At 68.3% G+C, this 17,166-nt stretch carries 16 protein-coding genes and 3 tRNA genes; 5 read left to right on the top strand and 14 right to left on the bottom strand.

Annotated elements, in window-relative coordinates; genetic code table 11:
- Window positions 1-3: 3 nt before the first annotated feature.
- Window positions 4-1,362 (bottom strand): diaminopimelate decarboxylase, encoded by a 1,359-nt coding sequence (lysA, locus tag AAC691_RS01260; RefSeq protein WP_342628687.1) that lies wholly within the window; start codon window positions 1,360-1,362, stop codon window positions 4-6.
- A 102-nt stretch (window positions 1,363-1,464) separates the two neighbouring features.
- On the opposite strand from lysA, the gene AAC691_RS01255 reads away from it, so the two are divergent.
- A complete protein-coding gene (locus tag AAC691_RS01255; RefSeq protein ID WP_342628686.1) occupies window positions 1,465-1,881 on the top strand; it encodes a cytidine deaminase in 417 nt (138 codons plus the stop codon).
- A 5-nt stretch (window positions 1,882-1,886) separates the two neighbouring features.
- On the opposite strand, the gene AAC691_RS01250 is transcribed toward AAC691_RS01255, so the two are convergent.
- The 3 genes from AAC691_RS01250 to AAC691_RS01240 form a co-directional block, all read right to left on the bottom strand.
- Window positions 1,887-3,179 (bottom strand): O-antigen ligase family protein, encoded by a 1,293-nt coding sequence (locus tag AAC691_RS01250; RefSeq protein WP_342628685.1) that lies wholly within the window; start codon window positions 3,177-3,179, stop codon window positions 1,887-1,889.
- 108 nt (window positions 3,180-3,287) lie between these two features.
- Window positions 3,288-3,884, bottom strand: coding sequence for a hypothetical protein (locus tag AAC691_RS01245; RefSeq protein ID WP_342628684.1), 597 nt, complete (start codon window positions 3,882-3,884; stop codon window positions 3,288-3,290).
- Between the two features lie 126 nt (window positions 3,885-4,010).
- The gene (locus AAC691_RS01240) at window positions 4,011-5,438 is read right to left on the bottom strand and encodes a PLP-dependent aminotransferase family protein (protein WP_342628683.1); all 1,428 of its coding nucleotides are present in this window, start codon (window positions 5,436-5,438) and stop codon (window positions 4,011-4,013) included.
- A 172-nt stretch (window positions 5,439-5,610) separates the two neighbouring features.
- Between AAC691_RS01240 and AAC691_RS01235 the strand changes: the two genes are divergently transcribed.
- Window positions 5,611-6,471, top strand: a complete 861-nt coding sequence (locus tag AAC691_RS01235) for a DMT family transporter (RefSeq protein WP_342628682.1) — start codon at window positions 5,611-5,613, stop codon at window positions 6,469-6,471.
- 55 nt (window positions 6,472-6,526) lie between these two features.
- On the opposite strand, the gene AAC691_RS01230 is transcribed toward AAC691_RS01235, so the two are convergent.
- Window positions 6,527-7,378 carry a LytTR family DNA-binding domain-containing protein gene (locus tag AAC691_RS01230; RefSeq protein ID WP_342628681.1) on the bottom strand — a complete coding sequence of 284 codons (852 nt, stop codon included), beginning with the start codon at window positions 7,376-7,378 and terminating at the stop codon, window positions 6,527-6,529.
- Between the two features lie 114 nt (window positions 7,379-7,492).
- Here AAC691_RS01230 and AAC691_RS01225 point away from each other — a divergent pair, with 114 nt between their 5' ends.
- The gene (locus tag AAC691_RS01225; protein WP_342628680.1) at window positions 7,493-8,035 is read left to right on the top strand and encodes a DUF6622 family protein; all 543 of its coding nucleotides are present in this window, start codon (window positions 7,493-7,495) and stop codon (window positions 8,033-8,035) included.
- Between the two features lie 64 nt (window positions 8,036-8,099).
- Here AAC691_RS01225 and AAC691_RS01220 read toward each other — a convergent pair.
- The 4 genes from AAC691_RS01220 to gatC form a co-directional block, all read right to left on the bottom strand.
- Window positions 8,100-8,192, bottom strand: a tRNA-Ser gene (locus AAC691_RS01220).
- A gap of 94 nt (window positions 8,193-8,286) precedes the next feature.
- Window positions 8,287-9,735 (bottom strand): Asp-tRNA(Asn)/Glu-tRNA(Gln) amidotransferase subunit GatB, encoded by a 1,449-nt coding sequence (gene gatB, locus AAC691_RS01215; protein ID WP_176639657.1) that lies wholly within the window; start codon window positions 9,733-9,735, stop codon window positions 8,287-8,289.
- On the bottom strand, window positions 9,735-11,216 hold the full coding sequence (gene gatA / locus AAC691_RS01210) for an Asp-tRNA(Asn)/Glu-tRNA(Gln) amidotransferase subunit GatA (RefSeq protein ID WP_342630105.1): 1,482 nt from the start codon (window positions 11,214-11,216) through the stop codon (window positions 9,735-9,737). Before gatA ends, gatB begins: the two co-directional genes overlap by 1 nt.
- Window positions 11,216-11,503, bottom strand: a complete 288-nt coding sequence (gene gatC, locus AAC691_RS01205; protein WP_342628679.1) for an Asp-tRNA(Asn)/Glu-tRNA(Gln) amidotransferase subunit GatC — start codon at window positions 11,501-11,503, stop codon at window positions 11,216-11,218. The genes gatA and gatC overlap by 1 nt, the downstream gene beginning before the upstream one ends.
- 75 nt (window positions 11,504-11,578) lie before the next feature.
- Here gatC and ruvX point away from each other — a divergent pair, with 75 nt between their 5' ends.
- On the top strand, window positions 11,579-12,067 hold the full coding sequence (ruvX, locus tag AAC691_RS01200; protein ID WP_342628678.1) for a Holliday junction resolvase RuvX: 489 nt from the start codon (window positions 11,579-11,581) through the stop codon (window positions 12,065-12,067).
- Window positions 12,068-12,113: 46 nt separating this feature from the next.
- On the opposite strand, the gene AAC691_RS01195 is transcribed toward ruvX, so the two are convergent.
- Window positions 12,114-12,188, bottom strand: a tRNA-Val gene (locus AAC691_RS01195).
- Window positions 12,189-12,355: 167 nt separating this feature from the next.
- On the opposite strand from AAC691_RS01195, the gene AAC691_RS01190 reads away from it, so the two are divergent.
- Window positions 12,356-13,228 carry an N-formylglutamate amidohydrolase gene (locus AAC691_RS01190; protein ID WP_342628677.1) on the top strand — a complete coding sequence of 291 codons (873 nt, stop codon included), beginning with the start codon at window positions 12,356-12,358 and terminating at the stop codon, window positions 13,226-13,228.
- A 60-nt stretch (window positions 13,229-13,288) separates the two neighbouring features.
- On the opposite strand, the gene AAC691_RS01185 is transcribed toward AAC691_RS01190, so the two are convergent.
- The 4 genes from AAC691_RS01185 to AAC691_RS01170 all read right to left on the bottom strand — a co-directional run bounded on the left by AAC691_RS01185 (window position 13,289) and on the right by AAC691_RS01170 (window position 17,101).
- On the bottom strand, window positions 13,289-13,648 hold the full coding sequence (locus tag AAC691_RS01185) for a YidB family protein (RefSeq protein WP_176640769.1): 360 nt from the start codon (window positions 13,646-13,648) through the stop codon (window positions 13,289-13,291).
- Between the two features lie 345 nt (window positions 13,649-13,993).
- Window positions 13,994-14,068, bottom strand: a tRNA-Val gene (locus AAC691_RS01180).
- A 68-nt stretch (window positions 14,069-14,136) separates the two neighbouring features.
- Complete coding sequence (locus tag AAC691_RS01175; RefSeq protein WP_342628676.1) at window positions 14,137-16,023, bottom strand: hypothetical protein; 1,887 nt, start codon at window positions 16,021-16,023, stop codon at window positions 14,137-14,139.
- 82 nt (window positions 16,024-16,105) lie between these two features.
- On the bottom strand, window positions 16,106-17,101 hold the full coding sequence (locus AAC691_RS01170; protein WP_408906040.1) for a mitochondrial fission ELM1 family protein: 996 nt from the start codon (window positions 17,099-17,101) through the stop codon (window positions 16,106-16,108).
- Window positions 17,102-17,166 lie beyond the last annotated feature (65 nt).

The raw sequence follows: 17,166 nt of genomic DNA, 5'->3' as shown, positions 1-17,166 counted from the left end.
GGCTCAGGCGCCGACCGGCGCGGGAGCGATCCAGTCCGGAACGCGGTCGGCCGCCCACAATTCGGCAACCGGCTGGCGTGGGCGAATCACGCTCCAGCGCCCGCCATCGACCAGGACCTGCGCGGCCAGCGGCCGCCCGTTATAGGTCGAACTCATGACCATCCCATAGGCCCCCGTATCCAGCAGGGCCACGGCCGCCCCATCGCCCAGGCGCGGCAGCATGCGGTTGCGGGCGAAGGAATCCGCGCTTTCGCATACGGGCCCGACCACGTTCACCGCCTCCGGCGGCTGCACCGCATCGCGCGCCGACAGCGGCAGGATGCCATGCCACGCATCGTACAGGCTGGGCCGCATCAGGTCGTTCATCGCCGCGTCCAGGATCAGGAAAGGCGGCAACCCGTCCTCGCCCGCCTTGCGCAGGATCACGCGCGACAGCAGCACCCCGGCCGGACCGGCCAGCCAGCGCCCCGGCTCGATCGCCAGGCGCACGTCCAGCGCGCCCAGCTCGGCCCGGATCGCGCCGGCCAGCGCCGCCGGCGCGCCCTCGCCCTCGTCGCGGTAGCAGATGCCCAGTCCGCCGCCGCAATCCACCAGCGACACCGCCAGGCCGCGCGCCCGCACGGCGCGCACCAGGTCGGCCACGCGGGCAAAGGCGGCGCGATAGGGGGCCATGGAGGTGATCTGGCTGCCGATATGCAGCGAAAAGCCCAGCGGATGCAGACCGGGCAACGCGGCGGCGCGGGCATACAGCTCCACCGCCCGGGCATAGGCGATGCCGAACTTGTTGGTGGACAGGCCGGTCGTGATCTTCTCGTGCGTGCCGGCATCGACATCGGGATTCACCCGCAGGGTGATCCGCGCCACGCGCCCGGCCGCCGCGGCCACCGCGGACAGGATCTCCAGTTCCTCGGCGCTTTCCACCGCGATATGAGCGATCGCCTCGGCCAGGGCCAGGCCCAGCTCGTCATGGGATTTACCGACGCCGGAAAAGACGATGCGCGACGCCGGAATGCCGGCCGCCCGGGCCCGCAGCAACTCGCCGCCGCTGACGACATCCGCCCCCGCGCCTTCCTGCGCCAGCACGCGCAGGACCGCCAGATGGTCGTTCGCCTTCACCGCGAAATGCACCGAGGGCGACAGCCCGGCCCCGGCCATGGCACCGGTCAGGCGGCGATAGCGGGCGCGCAGCGTGCCCGCGCCCATGACCCAGGTGGGCGTGCCCACCGCATCGGCGATGGCGGTCAGCGGCACGTCCTCGAGGACCAGCCCGTCGAGCGCGTGCATCGACAGATGCGGCCGGCCGGCCAGCATGTCCGCGACGGTCGGGTCCTGCCCCATGGGCGAAGAAGATGGTTCGGTCATCTCATCAGGATACCGGTTCCCGCCCCTGCTTCCAAGCGCCGCGCTATCCTTCCCCCCGCCGATCCGATAGAGCGACGGGAACCGAGCAAGGAGAGAACAGACATGTCCGGTGATCCGCTGATCGACGCCGCCGTCGCGGTCCGCGCCAATGCCTACGCCCCCTATTCGCGCTTTCATGTCGGGGCGGCGCTGCGCGGCGCGGACGGCCGGATCTTCGCAGGCTGCAACACGGAAAACGCAGCCTATCCGCAGGGCATCTGCGCCGAGGGCGGGGCGATTTCGGCCATGGTGGCGGCCGGCCAGCGCCGCATCACCGACATCGTGATCTGCGGCGGCGGCGACCGGCCCTGCGCCCCCTGCGGCGGCTGCCGACAGAAGATCCGCGAATTCGGCGCGCCGGACCTGCGCATCCGCATGGTCGGCCCGACGGGCGCCGTGCTGCTGGTGCGGACGCTGGGCGAATTGCTGCCGGACGCGTTCGGCCCCGAGGATCTGCCCGAGGACCTGACGAAAGCCTGAACGGATCAGACGCGCCGCAGCCGCGCCTCGCCCGCCACGTCGCGCGCGGCCGCCAGCCCCCAGCCGACCAGCAGGAAGATCCAACCCGCCGTCCGCGCCGAGAACAGCGCGCTGCTGGACGCCACCGGCCACAGCACCACGCAGCAGATCACGCACAGCATGGCCTGCTGCGGCGCCGCGCCGGGGTCCAGGGCCCGGATCATCCGGCCCAGCCACAGCGCCGCCATCGCCATGAAACAGGCCAGCCCGGGCAGGCCCGCCGTCGTCGCGACCTCCAGGTAGATATTGTGCGGGTGGATATTGCATCCTTCCGCGGCGCCGCGCGCCGGCAGGTCCAAGCCGAACAGGCGCACCCCGTGGACATAGGCCGGATCGGCGCAGAAATCGCGGAATCCGTCCGCGCCCAGCCCCAGCCAGGGATGGTCCCGCACGATCGCCGCCGCGCGGATATAGATCTGCCCGTACGCGCTGTCCGAGAAATGGCGGATCTGCTGCAGGAAATGCACCACCAGCTTGGCATAGGCCGGCGGCGACAGCACCGGCAGCAGGGCCAGCCCCACCCCGCCCGCGACGGCCGCCAGCAGCACCGGCAGGCGCGCCCAGCGCACGAACAGGGCGGTCAGCGCCAGGCCCAGCCCGAACAGCAGCGCGGGCATGCGCTGGCCGATCAGCACCATCGTCAGCACCAGCAGCATGACGATTGCCGCCCCCGCGGCGCGCCATGGCCAGCCCCGCGCCGTCATCCAGCGCAGCGCCACCGGCATGGCGCCGGCAAATGCCGTCATCAGCAGCGGCGTCGCGGCCCGGGGTTCGTAGAACGGGCCGGTCAGCGCGCCGTCCGGCCAGCGCGGATAGCCCAGCAGGTTATGGCCCAGCAGATATTGCTGCCAGCATTCCACCACCAGCCACGCCGCCACCAGCCCAAGCACCGTCCCCAGCCGCCGCCGCGCCGCCGCGCCCCGCAGCACCCAATGCTCCAGCGCCGCGGCGAACAGAAAGAACCGGACCAGAACCGCGGCCTCCCCCACCGCATGGCGCGATCCATGCAGCAGCGATGACAGGACCGCCAGGCCGCAGAAAGCCAGCGCGAACGGAAACCACCCGCGCCGCCACCACGTCCCGGCACGCTCGATCCGGCACTGGACCAGGAACAGAATCCCCACGGCGGACATGATCCCGTCGCCGATCGCCCGGCCGCGCAACTGAAAGAGCGGCAGCGCCATCGTCAAGGCCAGCGCGATCCACCACAGGCCCGCCGCCAAGACCCGGCTGCGCCGCGTCGCCATATCCGCCGTCATTGCGCCTTTGTCGTCCCTGCTCTGTCGGCGCTCATCCATACAGGCACGACCCTCGAGTGGCGACCCCGCGCGGAACGGCCACGTTACCGGCCCCACCTCACCGGCCGGTCAGGGAACCAGGCATTGCGCCTGCCAGAACCCCGCCCAGGCGGCATAGAGCGGCACCCCCGCGGCAACCGCACGTTCCAGCGCGCCGCCACGGCCCATGATGCCGTCGGCAAGGCGAATCACCCCCGGATTGCACAATATGCGCCGGACCGAGTCAGGATCGGGGGCCGCCCCGGGACGCGCGGACCGGGTCATCAGGCGCGACACTGCCTCGGCCTCCCGCCCGGGGCCCAGCGCGTCGGCCATCATGGCAACGGCGACGGCCGGGCTCCGGCTGCGGCCATGCAGGCAATGCACCGCGACATGGTCGCAGCCGGCCGCACGCACATGGCGCCCGAACGCCAGCACGTCGCGCACCTGCTCCTCATACGGGCCAAACCAGCGCGATCCGTTCGCAGCCACCCATTCCGGAACCGGAATATCATCAAAGCTTACCCGCAGCACGCCATACGCGAAGCGCCTCTCGTCAATCCGCGCGGGCTTCTCCCTCACTCCGATGATCGAAACCAGCGCACCAGCCCGCGCCAGATCGGCTTCCACCAGACCGGCTTCCGCCACCTCCTTGGCGTAAGGGAGCGCCAAAAACCCGTCAGCCAACCAATTCCCCTTTTTTGGACACAGGATGAGAGAAATCTCGGACAGAATCAGGCCGGCGCGGCAGGGCGCGCCCATCCTGTTGCGTGCCCCGGAAACCTGGCGCAATCCTATTGAACGCCGGCAGGGTCACATCGTTGCGCGGATCGATCCATCTTCCGCAGATAACGTTTCCAGACGACCTCCACCTTTTTCGCGACAGCGGCCGGATGCCAGAGCGCGTTCCAGTACGTCGAAGATGCGTGCCTCGCCCATCTGTGCGACGTTGAATCGCATGAAGCCCGAGGCGCTCTGCGAGACGCTGAAAACATTGCCGGGCGCCAGCACGACATCCTCGCACAGCGCCGCCCGGGCGAGCGTCGTGGCGTCCTGGCCGGCGGGCAGGGCGCACCAAAGGTAGAACCCGCCGCGCGGCATAAGCCAGGGCGTGATGCCCAGTGCCTCAAGCCGCACGGCCGTATCGCGTCGGGCGCGGACAAGCCGTCGCCGCACCGCCTCCATATGCTTGCGGTAACCACCGTCGTTCAACACCGCGAAAACCAGCTCGGCCGTGGCCGGACTGACGCCGCCGAAACTTGTCGCGACCTGCAGATCGATCAGCGCGTCGATCCAGTCCGGGCGCGCCGCGATATAGCCACAACGGATCGAAGCCGAGAGCGTTTTCGAAAAGCTGCCGATGCGGATCACACGCGCGAGCCCATCGAGCACGGCAAGACGCGGCGACGATTCGGGCTCGAAATCGCCGAAGATGTCATCCTCGACGATCGTCATGCCGGATGAAGCAGCGACGTTCAGCAGGCGATGGGCGACCTGCGGCGTCAGCGTCGCGCCCGAGGGGTTATGCAGGGCAGAGTTGGTAATATAGAGCCTTGGGCGATGCGTCGCCGCCATTTCGGCAAAACGCTCCATATCCGGCCCGCCCTGCGTATAGGGCACACCAAGGATCGTTGCCTGATGGGCGCGGAGCAACGCCTGGAAATTGAAATAGCATGGATCGTCCACCAGCACCGTGTCACCGGGCCTGACGATGAAGCGGCAGATCAGATCGATCGCCTGCGTGCCCGATCCGGTCAGGAGAATCTGCTCCGGCCCCACGTCGAGCCCTTCGCCGGCGAACTGACGGGCAAGGAGACGACGCAGCGCGGGCAGACCGCGCGTCGCGCCATAATCGGACAGCACCGCGTCATCGGCTCTGGCAAGGGCGCGCAGCGCGCGGCGGATCGCAGCATTGGGCATCCAGTCGGCCGGCAGCCAGCCGCACCCGGGCTTCGCCACGGCGCCATCGGCGTCCAGCGACTGGCGCGAGACCCATAAGGGATCAATCGCCCGATCGCGCTTCGGACCGATATCGGCCAGCACCAGCGGCGGCGCGGCGCGCGCGACATAGAAGCCGGAACCCGGCCGCGCCTGGATCACCCCTTCGGCCACCAGGCGGTCATAGGCTTCGACCACCGTCGAAGGCGAGACGCCCATGACGCCGGCGAAACGGCGGATGGACGGCAGCCGGTCGCCGGTGATCAGTACACGGCTGGCCACCTTCGCGCGGATCGCAGCCATCACGTCGGCCGTACGCGTTCCCGATCGCCCTTGCGTCATCATTCCTATACCAATGCGATCTTCTCGGACCGTACGGTAGTCCTTACCCATACAGTTCGGCCATATCGTATTGGATTGTCCCTGTCCCTGCCAGCCGCCGCCGGATAACGATCCGCCCGAAAGCGGAGGCAACATGAAAGCAACGACCGACGGATGGGGCAGCGGCCTCCTGGGCGTCATCATCTTCAGCGGTTCCCTGCCGGCGACGCGGGTGGCGATCGGCGGTTTCTCGCCCTTGTTCCTGACCTCGGCCCGCGCGGTGATCGCGGCGCTGCTCGGGCTGGTCCTGCTCCGGACGTTCCGGCAGACACGGCCAGGGCGGCGCGACATGGGCGCGCTCGCCCTCGTCGCGCTGGGCGTGGTGGCCGGCTTTCCGCTGCTGACGGCGCTGGCGCTGCGGCACGTCACCTCGGCGCATTCGATCGTCTTCATCGGTCTTCTCCCCCTCTGCACCGCGATCTTCGGCGTGCTGCGCGGCGGGGAGCGGCCGAGGCCGGCCTTCTGGCTGTTTTCGATCGCAGGCAGCTTTCTGGTCGCCGGCTTCGCCCTGACCGAAAGCGGGCCTGCAACGCTGAGCGGCGATCTTCTGATGGTCGCCGCCATCCTCCTGTGCGGGCTCGGTTATGCCGAAGGCGCCACGCTGTCACGACGGCTCGGCGGCTGGCAGGTCATTTCCTGGGCGCTGTTGCTGGCGTTGCCGGTCATGGCGCCCGTCGCCCTGGCGACCCTTCCCGCCACCTGGCGCGGGATTGCGCCCTCGGCCTGGATCGGACTCGCCTATGTCTCCGTCTTCAGCATGCTGATCGGCTTCGTCTTCTGGTATCACGGCCTGGCACGCGGCGGCATCGCGGGGGTTGGACAGTTGCAACTGGTCCAGCCCTTCTTCGGACTCGCACTTTCCGGTTTCCTGCTCGACGAGCCGGTTGCCTGGACGATGCTCGCCGTGACCGGCCTGGTCATGCTTTGCGTCGCCGGTGCCCGGCGCTTTGCATAAGAGCCGCTTTGCATGAAGAAAGGCACCGACCGCGCATCGTTCCGTCCCTGGACGGCTACAGCCAGCCGACGGCCCGGCAGGCCGGGACATTGGCCCTGCTGACGGGGACATTCAGGCCGGTGGGCAGTTCCAACTGCCAGGACTGGCCCCGGCGCGCGACCCGGGGAGCCGCATCCATCGCCACCCAGAACGAGCGATGCACCTGCAGGCCCGCATCCTCTCCCAGGCTGTCGATCGCATCACGCAGACGCAGCAGGATCAGCGCCTGCCCCCGGTCGGTATGAATGCGCAGGTAATGGTCCTCGGCCGCAAGCGCCAGCAGGGTCGCCCCGGCCAGATCCGGCGCATGACGCGCCAGGAAATCGCGCACCGGGAAATCGCCCACCGGGAAATCGCGTGCCGGGAAATCGCGTGCCGGCATGCTCGCGGCGGGGACAGGCAACGCGGTCGGCGGGCCGCTTCCGACGGTCCCGGCAGCCAAGTGCCCGCGCGCCGCACCATCGGACCGCAGGCCATACCGGATGGCGGCCAGAATTAATCCGAGCCCCAGCGCGTAGGCATAGAAGGCGGCAAAGTCACCGGCAGTGCCGACCGACCCGTTTACGATGAGCATGCTGATCGGCACGGCCGGAATCGAGGCGATGCCCAATGTCAGAAGATAGGCCCCAAACGGCGGACGGCCCGCTTTGGCGCCCGCACCGCGCCGTCGCCGCGACACGCCGTCGCGCGCCAGCCAGATCGCCGTTTCCCATATGACGCCGCAGGCCAGCCAGTCGAAGGCACGGCGGGGCAGAGGAATGGCCTGGGTGCCCCATGGGGCGAGAAACGTCATGGCGGCGGCGGTGGCCAGGACAAAACCGCCACGTCGCATCACGTCGCGTATCGCCTCGGTCAACGCGTCCTCCATGCCCTCCATCCACGCTTCGCGAACGGCCCACGCTTCGCGAACGGCATGTAAGCATCGTTTCACGAAAGCGGCGAGCATTTCGCGAAACGGGCACTGCCTCGCATTACTGGGATCTTGCAGGGTGACCCGATCGAAACCCGAACGGAATGCCCCGCCATGTCTTTGCCGATGATCCTTTCACACGTCCCGCTCTGGGTCTGGCTGTTGCTGTCCTATCTGGTCTGGCAGGGATGCGCCGCTCTGTCGGATACGGCCGTAACGGTGCGACGGGTGGCGCTGCTGCCGCTGGTGTTCGTCATCTGGGGGCTGTCGGGCCTGGTCGCGCATTCGGGGAGCACGGCAACGCCCTATCTGGCCTGGCTGATCGCGGCCATGTGCCTGGCGCCGGTCGGGTACAGGATCGGTCCGAATCGCATGGTGATCGACCGGACGCGCGGCATCGTGCATCGCAAGGGCAGCCCCTGGCCGCTGATCCGCAACGTCACGCTGTTCGCCGCGCAATTCGCCATCGCGATCGCAGTCGCGGCGATGCCGGACCGGCGAGTCGCACTGGACCTGCTGCGCGGTGCACTCTCAGGCGCACTGGCAGGGTATTTCCTGGGCTGGGCGCTGGCGTTCCGCCGCCGTTACGAAGCAGAGGACGGCATGCCAGCATAAGCACAGGGACGGGCCTCTCAGAGGCCCGCGCAACAAACTGATTTTTCAGGAAATTTTTTCAAACTGGCGGAGGGGATGGGATTCGAACCCACGGTACGGCTTGACACCGTACAACGGTTTAGCAAACCGCCGCCTTCAGCCACTCGGCCACCCCTCCGCCGAAGAGCGTGCTCATCACACGGCGTTTGCAGCGCTGCTTGTAGACTGTCGCCACAGCGCCGTCAAACCCCAAACCGATGGCTGTCAGAACGCTAGAGAACTTTCTTCAACGCCTCGTTCACCAGGGCCGGATTCCCCTTGCCGGCCATCGCCTTCATCACCTGGCCGACGAAGAAACCGAACAATTTGTCCTTGCCCCCACGATATTCGGCCACCTTGTCCGGATTCGCGGCCAGCACGGCCTGCACCGCCGCGTCGATCGCGCCGGTATCCGTCACCTGCCGCAATCCCTTGCGCTCGACGATCACGGCCGCCGAATCACCGGTCTCCAGCATGTCCTCGAAGACTTCCTTGGCGATCTTGCCGTTGATCGTCCCGTCCGTGACCAGGTCCAGCATGCCGCCCAGCGCCTCGGCACTGATCGGGCTGTCCTGGATCGTGCGGCCGGTACGGTTCAGCGCGGCGAACAGATCGCCGGTCACCCAGTTGGCCGCCAGCCGCGGATCGCGTCCGCGCGCCACCGATTCGTAGAAATCGGCCGTCGCCTGCTCGGCCACCAGCACGCCGGCGTCATAACGTGGAATACCGTATTCGGTCTGGAACCGCTCGCGCTTGGCGTCGGGCAACTCCGGCAGGGCCGATTCCAGTTCGTCCACCCACGATTCGGCGATCACCAGCGGCAGCAGGTCCGGATCGGGGAAATAGCGGTAGTCGTGCGCATCTTCCTTGCTGCGCAGAGACCGCGTCTCACCCCGCGCCGGATCGAACAGGCGCGTCTCCTGGTCGACCTCGCCCCCATCTTCCCATATCTCGACCTGGCGCAGCGCCTCGACCTCGATCGCCTGCATCACATAGCGGATCGAATTGACGTTCTTGATCTCGCAGCGCGTGCGGAACGGCTCGCCCGCCTTGCGCACCGACACGTTGACGTCGGCCCGCATCGAGCCTTCTTCCATGTTCCCGTCGCACGTACCCAGATAGCGCAGGATCATGCGCAGCTTGCGCAGATAGGCCCCGGCCTCCTCGGGCGAACGGATATCGGGCTCGCTGACGATTTCCATCAGCGCGACGCCCGCGCGGTTCAGATCGATGAAGGACCGTGCCGGGTCCTGGTCATGCATCGACTTGCCGGCATCCTGTTCCAGGTGCAGACGCGTGATCCCGATGGTGCGGGTCGACCCGTCCGCCAGTTCGATCTCCACCGCGCCCTCGCCCACGATCGGATGGGCGAACTGGCTGATCTGATAGCCGGTCGGCAGGTCGGCATAGAAATAATTCTTGCGGTCGAAGCGGCTCTGCAGGTTGATCCGCGCCTTCAGCCCCAGCCCGGTTCGCACGGCCTGCGCCACGCATTCGCGGTTGATGACCGGCAGCATGCCGGGAAACCCGGCATCCACCAGGCTGACATGCGTGTTCGGCTCGCCGCCGTACGACGCCGACGCACCCGAGAACAGCTTGGACCGGCTGATGACCTGGGCATGCACTTCCAGGCCGACGACCAGTTCCCACGGGCCGGTGCGGCCCTCGATCACATAGGCCATCACGCCACCTCCGCCCGCAGGGCGGGGCGATGTGCGAAGGACGCCGCCCGCTCGATCGCGCTGCCCGCGGCGATGACCGTTTCCTCGTCGAAGGACCGGCCGATCACCTGCAGCCCCAGCGGCAGCCCGCTGCCGCTCAGCCCCGCCGGGACCGACATCGCCGGCACGCCGGCCATGCTGGCCGGCACGGTGAACACGTCGTTCAGATACATCTGTACAGGGTCATCCATCTTCTCGCCCTGCGCGAAGGCCGGCGAGGGCGCGGTCGGCGTCAGCAGCACGTCCACCATGCGGAACGCCTCCTCGAAATCCCGGCGGATCAGGTGGCGCACCTTCTGCGCGCGCAGGTAATAGGCGTCGTAATATCCGGCCGACAGGACATAGGTCCCCATCAGGATCCGGCGCCGGACCTCGGGCCCGAAGCCCTCGCGGCGCGTCGCCTCGTACAGCGCGTCCAGCGATTCGCCGGGCACGCGCCGGCCAAAGCGCACGCCGTCATAGCGCGCCAGGTTCGACGAACATTCCGCCGGCGCCACGATATAATAGGTCGCAAGCCCATATTTGGTGTGCGGCAGCGACACGTTCACGATCTCGCATCCCGCGTCGCGCAGCCAGGCGATGCCCTGCTCCCACGCCGCCTCGATCTCGGCCGGCATGCCGGCCACCCGATATTCGGCGGGGATGCCGACCTTCATGCCCTTCAGCGAGCGGCCGCAGGCGGCGCGGTACTCCGGCACCGGCACGTCCACGCTGGTGCTGTCGCGCACGTCGAATCCGGCCATGGATTGCAGCAGGATGGCGCAATCCTCGACGGTGCGGGCCATCGGCCCCGCCTGATCCAGCGAACTGGCGAAGGCGATCGTGCCCCAGCGGCTGCACCGCCCATAGGTCGGCTTGATTCCGGCAATCCCGCAATAGGCGGCCGGCTGGCGGATCGACCCGCCGGTATCGGTACCGGTCGCCCCCATCGCCAGCCCGGCCGCGACCGCCGCCGCCGAACCGCCGGACGACCCCCCGGGCACCAGCACCGTGTCCGGCTCACCCGTGCGCTTCCAGGGATTTTCCACCGCCCCGAAGGCCGAGGTGATGTTGGCCGACCCCATGGCGAATTCGTCCAGGTTCGTCTTGCCCACGAACACCGCGCCGTCGCGCAGCAGATTCGCCGTCACCGTGCTTTCGTACGGCGGCACGAAATCTTCCAGCATCCGGCTGGCGGCGGTGGTGCGCACGCCGTCGGTGCAGAACAGGTCCTTGATGCCCAGCGGAATACCCGTCAACGCGGGCGCGTCCTGGCCCGCCAGGACCGCATCGGCCCGCCGCGCGGCGTCCAGCGCCCGTTCGGCGGTAATGGTGATGAAGGCGTTCAGCCGGCCGTTCAGCGCCTCGATCGCGGCCAGATGGGCCTGCGTCAGTTCGACGGCGGAAAAGTCGCGCCGCTTCAGCCCCCCCTGGGCGGAAGCGATCGTCAGTTCGGTCAGCATCATTCAACCACCTTCGGCACGGTATAGAACGGCCCCGCCTTGTCAGGCGCGTTCGACAGGACGGCATCGCGCGCCTCCCCGTCGGTCACCCAATCCTCGCGCATGCGCAGCGCCGCGTGGCCGGTGCCCACCATCGGCTCGACACCGCCGACATCGACTTCGTTCAACTGCTCGATCCAGCCGAGGATACCGTTCAATTCCCCCTGCAGGGCCTGCAAATCGGACTCATCGATACCTATCCGCGCCAGCCTGGCGATACGTCGGACGGTCGCGGGATCAAGCGACATGAAGCATAACTTTCCATCATGATCTGGGGGGAATATCCTGCGTACAGAATATCGCGCGGACCATAGACCCAGATAATGCCCCTGTTCAACATGCACCAGATCCGCGCCCGGCTGGGCCGCAACCAGCGCCTGCTGGGGCTCGATCCGGGACAGAAGACGATCGGCCTGGCCCTGTCGGACGTGTCGCTGATGCTGGCATCGCCCTACGGCACGCTGCGCCGCGGCAAGCTGTCGGCCGTCGCCGCCGAAATCGGCGCGATCGCCCGGCGCGAGGATGTGGGCGCCCTGGTCTCCGGCCTGCCCTTGTCCCTGGATGGCGGTTTCGGCCCCGCGGCGCAGGCGGCGCGCGACTGGATGGCCACCCTGTCGGAACAGGTCGGCCTGCCGGCCGCCATGTGGGACGAACGCCTGTCCTCCAGCGCGGTCAACCGCATGCTGATCCAGGACGCCGACATCAGCCGCCGGCGCCGCGCCGAACTGGTGGACAAGCTGGCCGCCGCCTACATGCTGCAGGGCGCGCTGGATGCGTCGGCCAGACCCGCCGACGGCGAAGATGGGGCATAATGCCGATATGTTTTCACGGCAAGTATAAAGAAGGAGAACCGAAGGATGGTGGGCGCAACAGGGATTGAACCTGTGACCCCTACCATGTCAAGGTAGTGCTCTACCGCTGAGCTATGCGCCCATCCGTTCGGTGAACAGGCTTCTAGCCGGGCTGGTCCCGTTGCGCAACCCGTCCGTGCGGAAAAAATAACATCCCGTGTCTGTTTTCATTAAGCAATTGAGAATACGGGTTAAATTGTCTTGATCCCCCGCGAAGCCCCGCGCCGGATCCGTGGACGAGCCACCAAGGTGAACGAGATCTCAACGTCCCGGGACGCCCCCTTCATCCTGGTTCCGCCCCGCCGGACAGCGATCCCTATGGTCGTGGCGTCCCCCCATTCCGGCCGGAGCTATCCGCCCGATTTCCTGGCGCGGACCCGGCTGGACCTGCCGGCCCTGCGCCGCAGCGAGGATTTCCATCTGGACGAATTGCTGGCCGACGCGCCGGACCTGGGGGCCAGCCTGCTCTGCGCCACTTTCCCGCGAATCTATTGTGACGCCAATCGCGCCGCCACCGAACTGGATCCCGGCATGTTCACCGAGCCCCTGCCGCCCGGCTGCGACAGCACGTCGCCCCGCGTGCGCGCCGGGCTCGGCGTCATTCCGCGCATCTCGGCCGCCGGTGCGCCGCTCTACCGCACGCGCCTGCCTTTCGCCGACGCCGCCGAGCGCATCCGCCATTTCTGGATGCCCTATCACGCCGCGCTGGCGGCGTTGATCCAGGCCCAGGTGGCGGCCCACGGCGCCTGCCTGCTGGTCGATTGCCATTCCATGCCCGGCATCGCCGGACCGGATGCGCCCGATTTCGTGCTGGGTGACGGGTGGGGCACGTCCTGCGCCCCCGTCGTCAGCGCCGCGGCCGAGGCCGCGCTCCGCGCCCAGGGTTTCGCGACCAGCCGCAACAAACCCTATGCGGGCGGCTACGTCACCCGGCATTACGGCCAGCCGGCACGCCACCGCCACGCCCTGCAGGTCGAAATCAGCCGCCCGCTCTATATGGACGAAAACCGCCTGGTCCCGCATGAGGGATTCACGGCGATCCGCGCCGCCATGACCGACCTGCTGCGCACGCTCGCGGGCGTGGCCCAGGATTTGGCCCGCTCCGCCGACACGACATCATAGACGCGATTTCCCAGATACGATTCCCTGGAATCGCCCCTCGACCGCCTTGCGCGGCCCGGTTCAGCCCGCGTTCGGCGCCTGCCCCGACGGCGTATGCTGATCCACCGCCGCAGGCAGGAACTGCGCCAGCGCCGGCAGGATGGTCGAGGCCGGCAAGCCGGTCCGATCGACCAGCGCCTCGACCTGCTGGTTCGTCAGGATCGATCGCAATTCATCCACCGAGATCGGCAGGTTCTGGCCCGTGCCGATCCATGACCGGACCTTGTCCCCCAGGCCGGCCTGCTCGGCCTGCGCCGCCAGGTTCGAAATCCCCTGCGCCGAGGTCAGCTCGGACAGATGCTGGTTCAGCATCTCGCCCAGCCCGGCCTGGCCGGCCAGTTGCTCCACCGTGTTCAGCAGCCCGTCAAACAATCCGGCCATATCCCACCTGCCTCTCGCTGGCGGCCCGGGCCAAACAACGCCCAGGCCATATCTCGCCGAGCAGATTGCCGCGATGCACCCCATCGCGTCACGATCCGCTCCAGACATACATATTTTATCACGGAATCATCGCCATGGCGCATGGCAAAAAAAAAGCGGCGCTACCGCACCGCGAAAGTTTAGGGAGGAAACGTCCAAGAAGCAGCCGCAAACGCAACGCTGCAACACGTCACACATGGCGCGAATCACAAATTGGTGTCAAGAAAATAGTAGCAGCAACCCGCCGCATGCCGCCGATCCACGGGTATCATTCAACGCCGTGCCGGCCCGGCCGGGAAGATCGGATGGTGGGTGCGACAGGGATTGAACCTGTGACCCCCGCCGTGTGAAGGCGATGCTCTACCGCTGAGCTACGCACCCATCCGTGCTCGGTGGGGCCCTCTTAATGGATCCGCTCCCCCATCGCAAGACGCCTCGTCATAGATTCGTCAAAAGCCGAACATGTGATCCAGCGAGAAGGCGCCGTCCGATGCCCGCATCACGCCGTGATAGCCGAACAGGCGGCAGGTCGTGTCGCGGATCATGACATATCCGCCCTGCCCCGCGCGCTCCAGCATGTCGGCCGCGAACAGCATGTGCGGCCACACCATGGCCGACCCCGAGCACGCGATCCGCAACCCGGTCTCGGCCAGCGTCCGCCCGGCCGCGTCATGCAGGCTCAGCACGGTCCGCGATTCCGCCCGCCATGGATTCGACGCCGGATAGATCAGGCAGCAGAACGCATCGCCCAGCCCGTTCCCACCCTTCAGGAACAATCGCGTGGTCAGCCCCGGCGGCGGCCCGGAATAGGATTGCGGCTCGCCCCGATAGGTCATGACCGTGTTGAAGATATGCGCACCGAAACTGGTTTCCGCCACATGGCCGCCATCGCGCGCGACAAAGCGCACCAGCGCGTGCAGCCAGCCATCGGCCTCGCCGCCGTCGCGGAAATCATAGACCAGTTCCCCATGGCCGCCGGGCACGCCCAGTTCGGCCAGGTCCTGCGCCAGGTCGTGGTCACGCGGCAGGCAGCCCAGGAATTTCTGCCCGGTCGGCCGACCCGCCGCATCGAAGCAATCCAGCCGCAGCGGCAGATCGGCCTGCGATTCGGCCATCGGCACCGGCTGGACGATGGTGCGGAACCGCGCGGGGTCCAGAATGGGGAACGGCAGCAGATAGCCGCGCCCCAGGCTGGAGGCCAGGTCACGGATTCCCGGATCGGGGCGCAGATCGGCACGCTCGACATTCAGGTGCGCGATGCGCGTCCGTCCTCCGCCCGTCACCTCATAGCGCGGGCGCACCACATGGCGGCCGGACCGGAATTCGATCTGCGCCGGCCAGGCCAGATCCGGCAGGCAGTCGGCGACGCGAATCGCCACCGTCTCATAGGGGCCGACCGCACGCGCGATCGGCACATGTGTCTCGCGTCCCATCCGATTCAGGCTCATCGCCCCCGCCGGGATCGGCACCGCGTGGCTGTTCTGCACCCACAGCACCACGTCCTCGCCCCGATCCGGCGCCGGCAGGTTGGCATAACGGTCGGACGGCCAGGCATTGGCGTCATGCGTCACCGACAGGCTGCGATTGCCGTCTGTACCATAGGTATCCAGCGCGTATTTCACCACGTCATGGCCCGCCACCCCCACGGCGTGGACGAATAGCTGCCCCACGAAGGGCTTCAGCCCGAACCGCGCCCGCACGGCCCGGCTGTCGATGACGATCGCGGCCTCGTCGCCGGGCACCGTCTCCTCCCACGTCGCCAGCACCGCCCCATCGGCATCGAACAGGCGCAGCCACAGCCGCACCGCCGCCGCGCCATAGCGCGACCAGTAATTCGCCGTGACCAGCCGCGTCGACAGCCCGTCCGCATCGCGGAAGAAGGCGTGATTGGTCGCGAAATTCAGCTTGTCCAGATAGCGCTCGCGCACCGTCAGCAATCCGTCCGGCAGGCGCAGCGCGTCCAGCGCCACGAAACGCGCCCCCGGCGGCATCAGATGAGCAATCCGCTCGCCGGTCCGCGCCCCGTCGAAAGTCGCGGCCAGCACGACCGCCGCGCCGGATTCCGGCAGGTCGGTCAGCGCCCGCGCCGGCCCCGCCGCACTCTCCTGTCCCACGCGCAGCGTGTCGTGGACATACACGCCCTCCAGCACGCCCAGATCCGGCCCCAGCGCCCGCAGCATGGCGAACATGCCCTCCGGGTCATATACCGCCACCGGCCCGGCCGCGCGGATCCCGGCCGCCAGCCCGGCCAGCGCCTCGGCCGCCAAAGGATGGGCCAGCGCCTTGTAGAGAACATTGCCGCCCGCCTGGGCGTCATAGGTACGAATGTCCAGCATGCGGGGTTCATACCGCAGAATCCGGCGGGCAGAAATCACTCCCGAAGGATTAACCCCCGCGGGATCGGCACGGGCCCGCCCGTCACGCCGCGCCGTCCAGCCCCAGTTTCCGGCGCATGTCCTCGGCCACCGCGATCGTGTCGTCCAGCGGCGTCACCGGCCAGTCCTGCATCCGGCCGGCAAAGGGACGGATCCGCCCCGCCTGCGCCAGGTCGCGCAGGAACAGCCCGATCCGCCGCGACCGGCCCGGCAACTCAGCCACCATGACCGGCGCGCTGCCCGCCACGGCCTCGGAGACCATCGACACGCTGTCCTGAGTCACCACGATGGCATCGGCGCAAGCCAGCAGGCCCAGATAGGGATTGTCGCCCTGCATGTCCCACACCCAGCCGCCCAGCGGTTCCAGCGCCGCGCCGATGATCGCGCGCGCATGCACGCCGGTCCGGCGCGACGGCGTTACCGCCACCCCCACCCGGTCCTGCCGCATCATGCCCGCCAACTGCCCGGCCAGCCCCCGGGCCACGGCCTCGTCCAGCCGGAACCGCCCGTTCGACCCGCCCAGCAGCACCGCCACCAGCGGACGCGGCAGGTGCGCCAGGCGCGGTTGCCATGCGCTCCGCGCCGCAACCAGCCGTTCGGCCGACACGCCATGCAGCGCCGTCCGCGACAGCAGAACGTTGGGCCCCGCGATCTCGTCATGGCGGTTGGCGATCACCAGGTCGAACCGGTCCAGCCGCATGCGCGGATTCTGGATCTGCACCACGCGCCGCCCGCCGCCGCGCAGCGCCGCCCCCACGGCGCCCCCCGTCCCGCCGACGCTGAAGACCAGGCCGGCCGACCCGGGATCGATCGGCGGGTCGATCGCCCGCAGCGGCGCCGGCCACCAGGCGGCCGGCAGGCGCCGCCACAGGCCCCGGGCCCGTACCGGGCAGAAAAACGGCGCCATCCCGGCCCGCGCCGCCAGTCCGAAAGCCTGCGACCGCATGCCGGCCAGGTCCTCGGCCACCACGGCGACCGGGGGGGGCGCCATCGCAGGATCGGCAGGCGGCATGGAGCGGGGGGCAGTCGGACTCGTCATGCGGCCATCTGCCGACAGCGTACCCGTCCCGTCAACGGCGCACCGTCCACGGCGCTGGAATCGCT

It is taken from the genome of Nguyenibacter vanlangensis (genome assembly GCF_038719015.1).
Taxonomy (GTDB): Bacteria; Pseudomonadota; Alphaproteobacteria; order Acetobacterales; family Acetobacteraceae; genus Gluconacetobacter; species Gluconacetobacter vanlangensis.
This window is presented reverse-complemented; position numbering and strand designations above follow the sequence as displayed.

Bases quoted from the DNA above. Each gene is read 5' to 3' on its own strand.
- AAC691_RS01175 (WP_342628676.1), bottom strand. From the start codon at position 16,023: ATGCTGGACATTCGTACCTATGACGCCCAGGCGGGCGGCAATGTTCTC.
- lysA (WP_342628687.1), bottom strand. From the start codon at position 1,362: ATGACCGAACCATCTTCTTCGCCCATGGGGCAGGACCCGACCGTCGCG.
- AAC691_RS01255 (WP_342628686.1), top strand. From the start codon at position 1,465: ATGTCCGGTGATCCGCTGATCGACGCCGCCGTCGCGGTCCGCGCCAAT.
- AAC691_RS01185 (WP_176640769.1), bottom strand. From the start codon at position 13,648: ATGGCCGGATTGTTTGACGGGCTGCTGAACACGGTGGAGCAACTGGCC.
- AAC691_RS01250 (WP_342628685.1), bottom strand. From the start codon at position 3,179: ATGACGGCGGATATGGCGACGCGGCGCAGCCGGGTCTTGGCGGCGGGC.
- AAC691_RS01230 (WP_342628681.1), bottom strand. From the start codon at position 7,378: ATGGAGGACGCGTTGACCGAGGCGATACGCGACGTGATGCGACGTGGC.
- AAC691_RS01235 (WP_342628682.1), top strand. From the start codon at position 5,611: ATGAAAGCAACGACCGACGGATGGGGCAGCGGCCTCCTGGGCGTCATC.
- AAC691_RS01170 (WP_408906040.1), bottom strand. From the start codon at position 17,101: ATGACGAGTCCGACTGCCCCCCGCTCCATGCCGCCTGCCGATCCTGCG.
- gatA (WP_342630105.1), bottom strand. From the start codon at position 11,216: ATGCTGACCGAACTGACGATCGCTTCCGCCCAGGGGGGGCTGAAGCGG.
- gatB (WP_176639657.1), bottom strand. From the start codon at position 9,735: ATGGCCTATGTGATCGAGGGCCGCACCGGCCCGTGGGAACTGGTCGTC.
- ruvX (WP_342628678.1), top strand. From the start codon at position 11,579: ATGCCCCTGTTCAACATGCACCAGATCCGCGCCCGGCTGGGCCGCAAC.
- AAC691_RS01240 (WP_342628683.1), bottom strand. From the start codon at position 5,438: ATGGCTGCGATCCGCGCGAAGGTGGCCAGCCGTGTACTGATCACCGGC.
- gatC (WP_342628679.1), bottom strand. From the start codon at position 11,503: ATGTCGCTTGATCCCGCGACCGTCCGACGTATCGCCAGGCTGGCGCGG.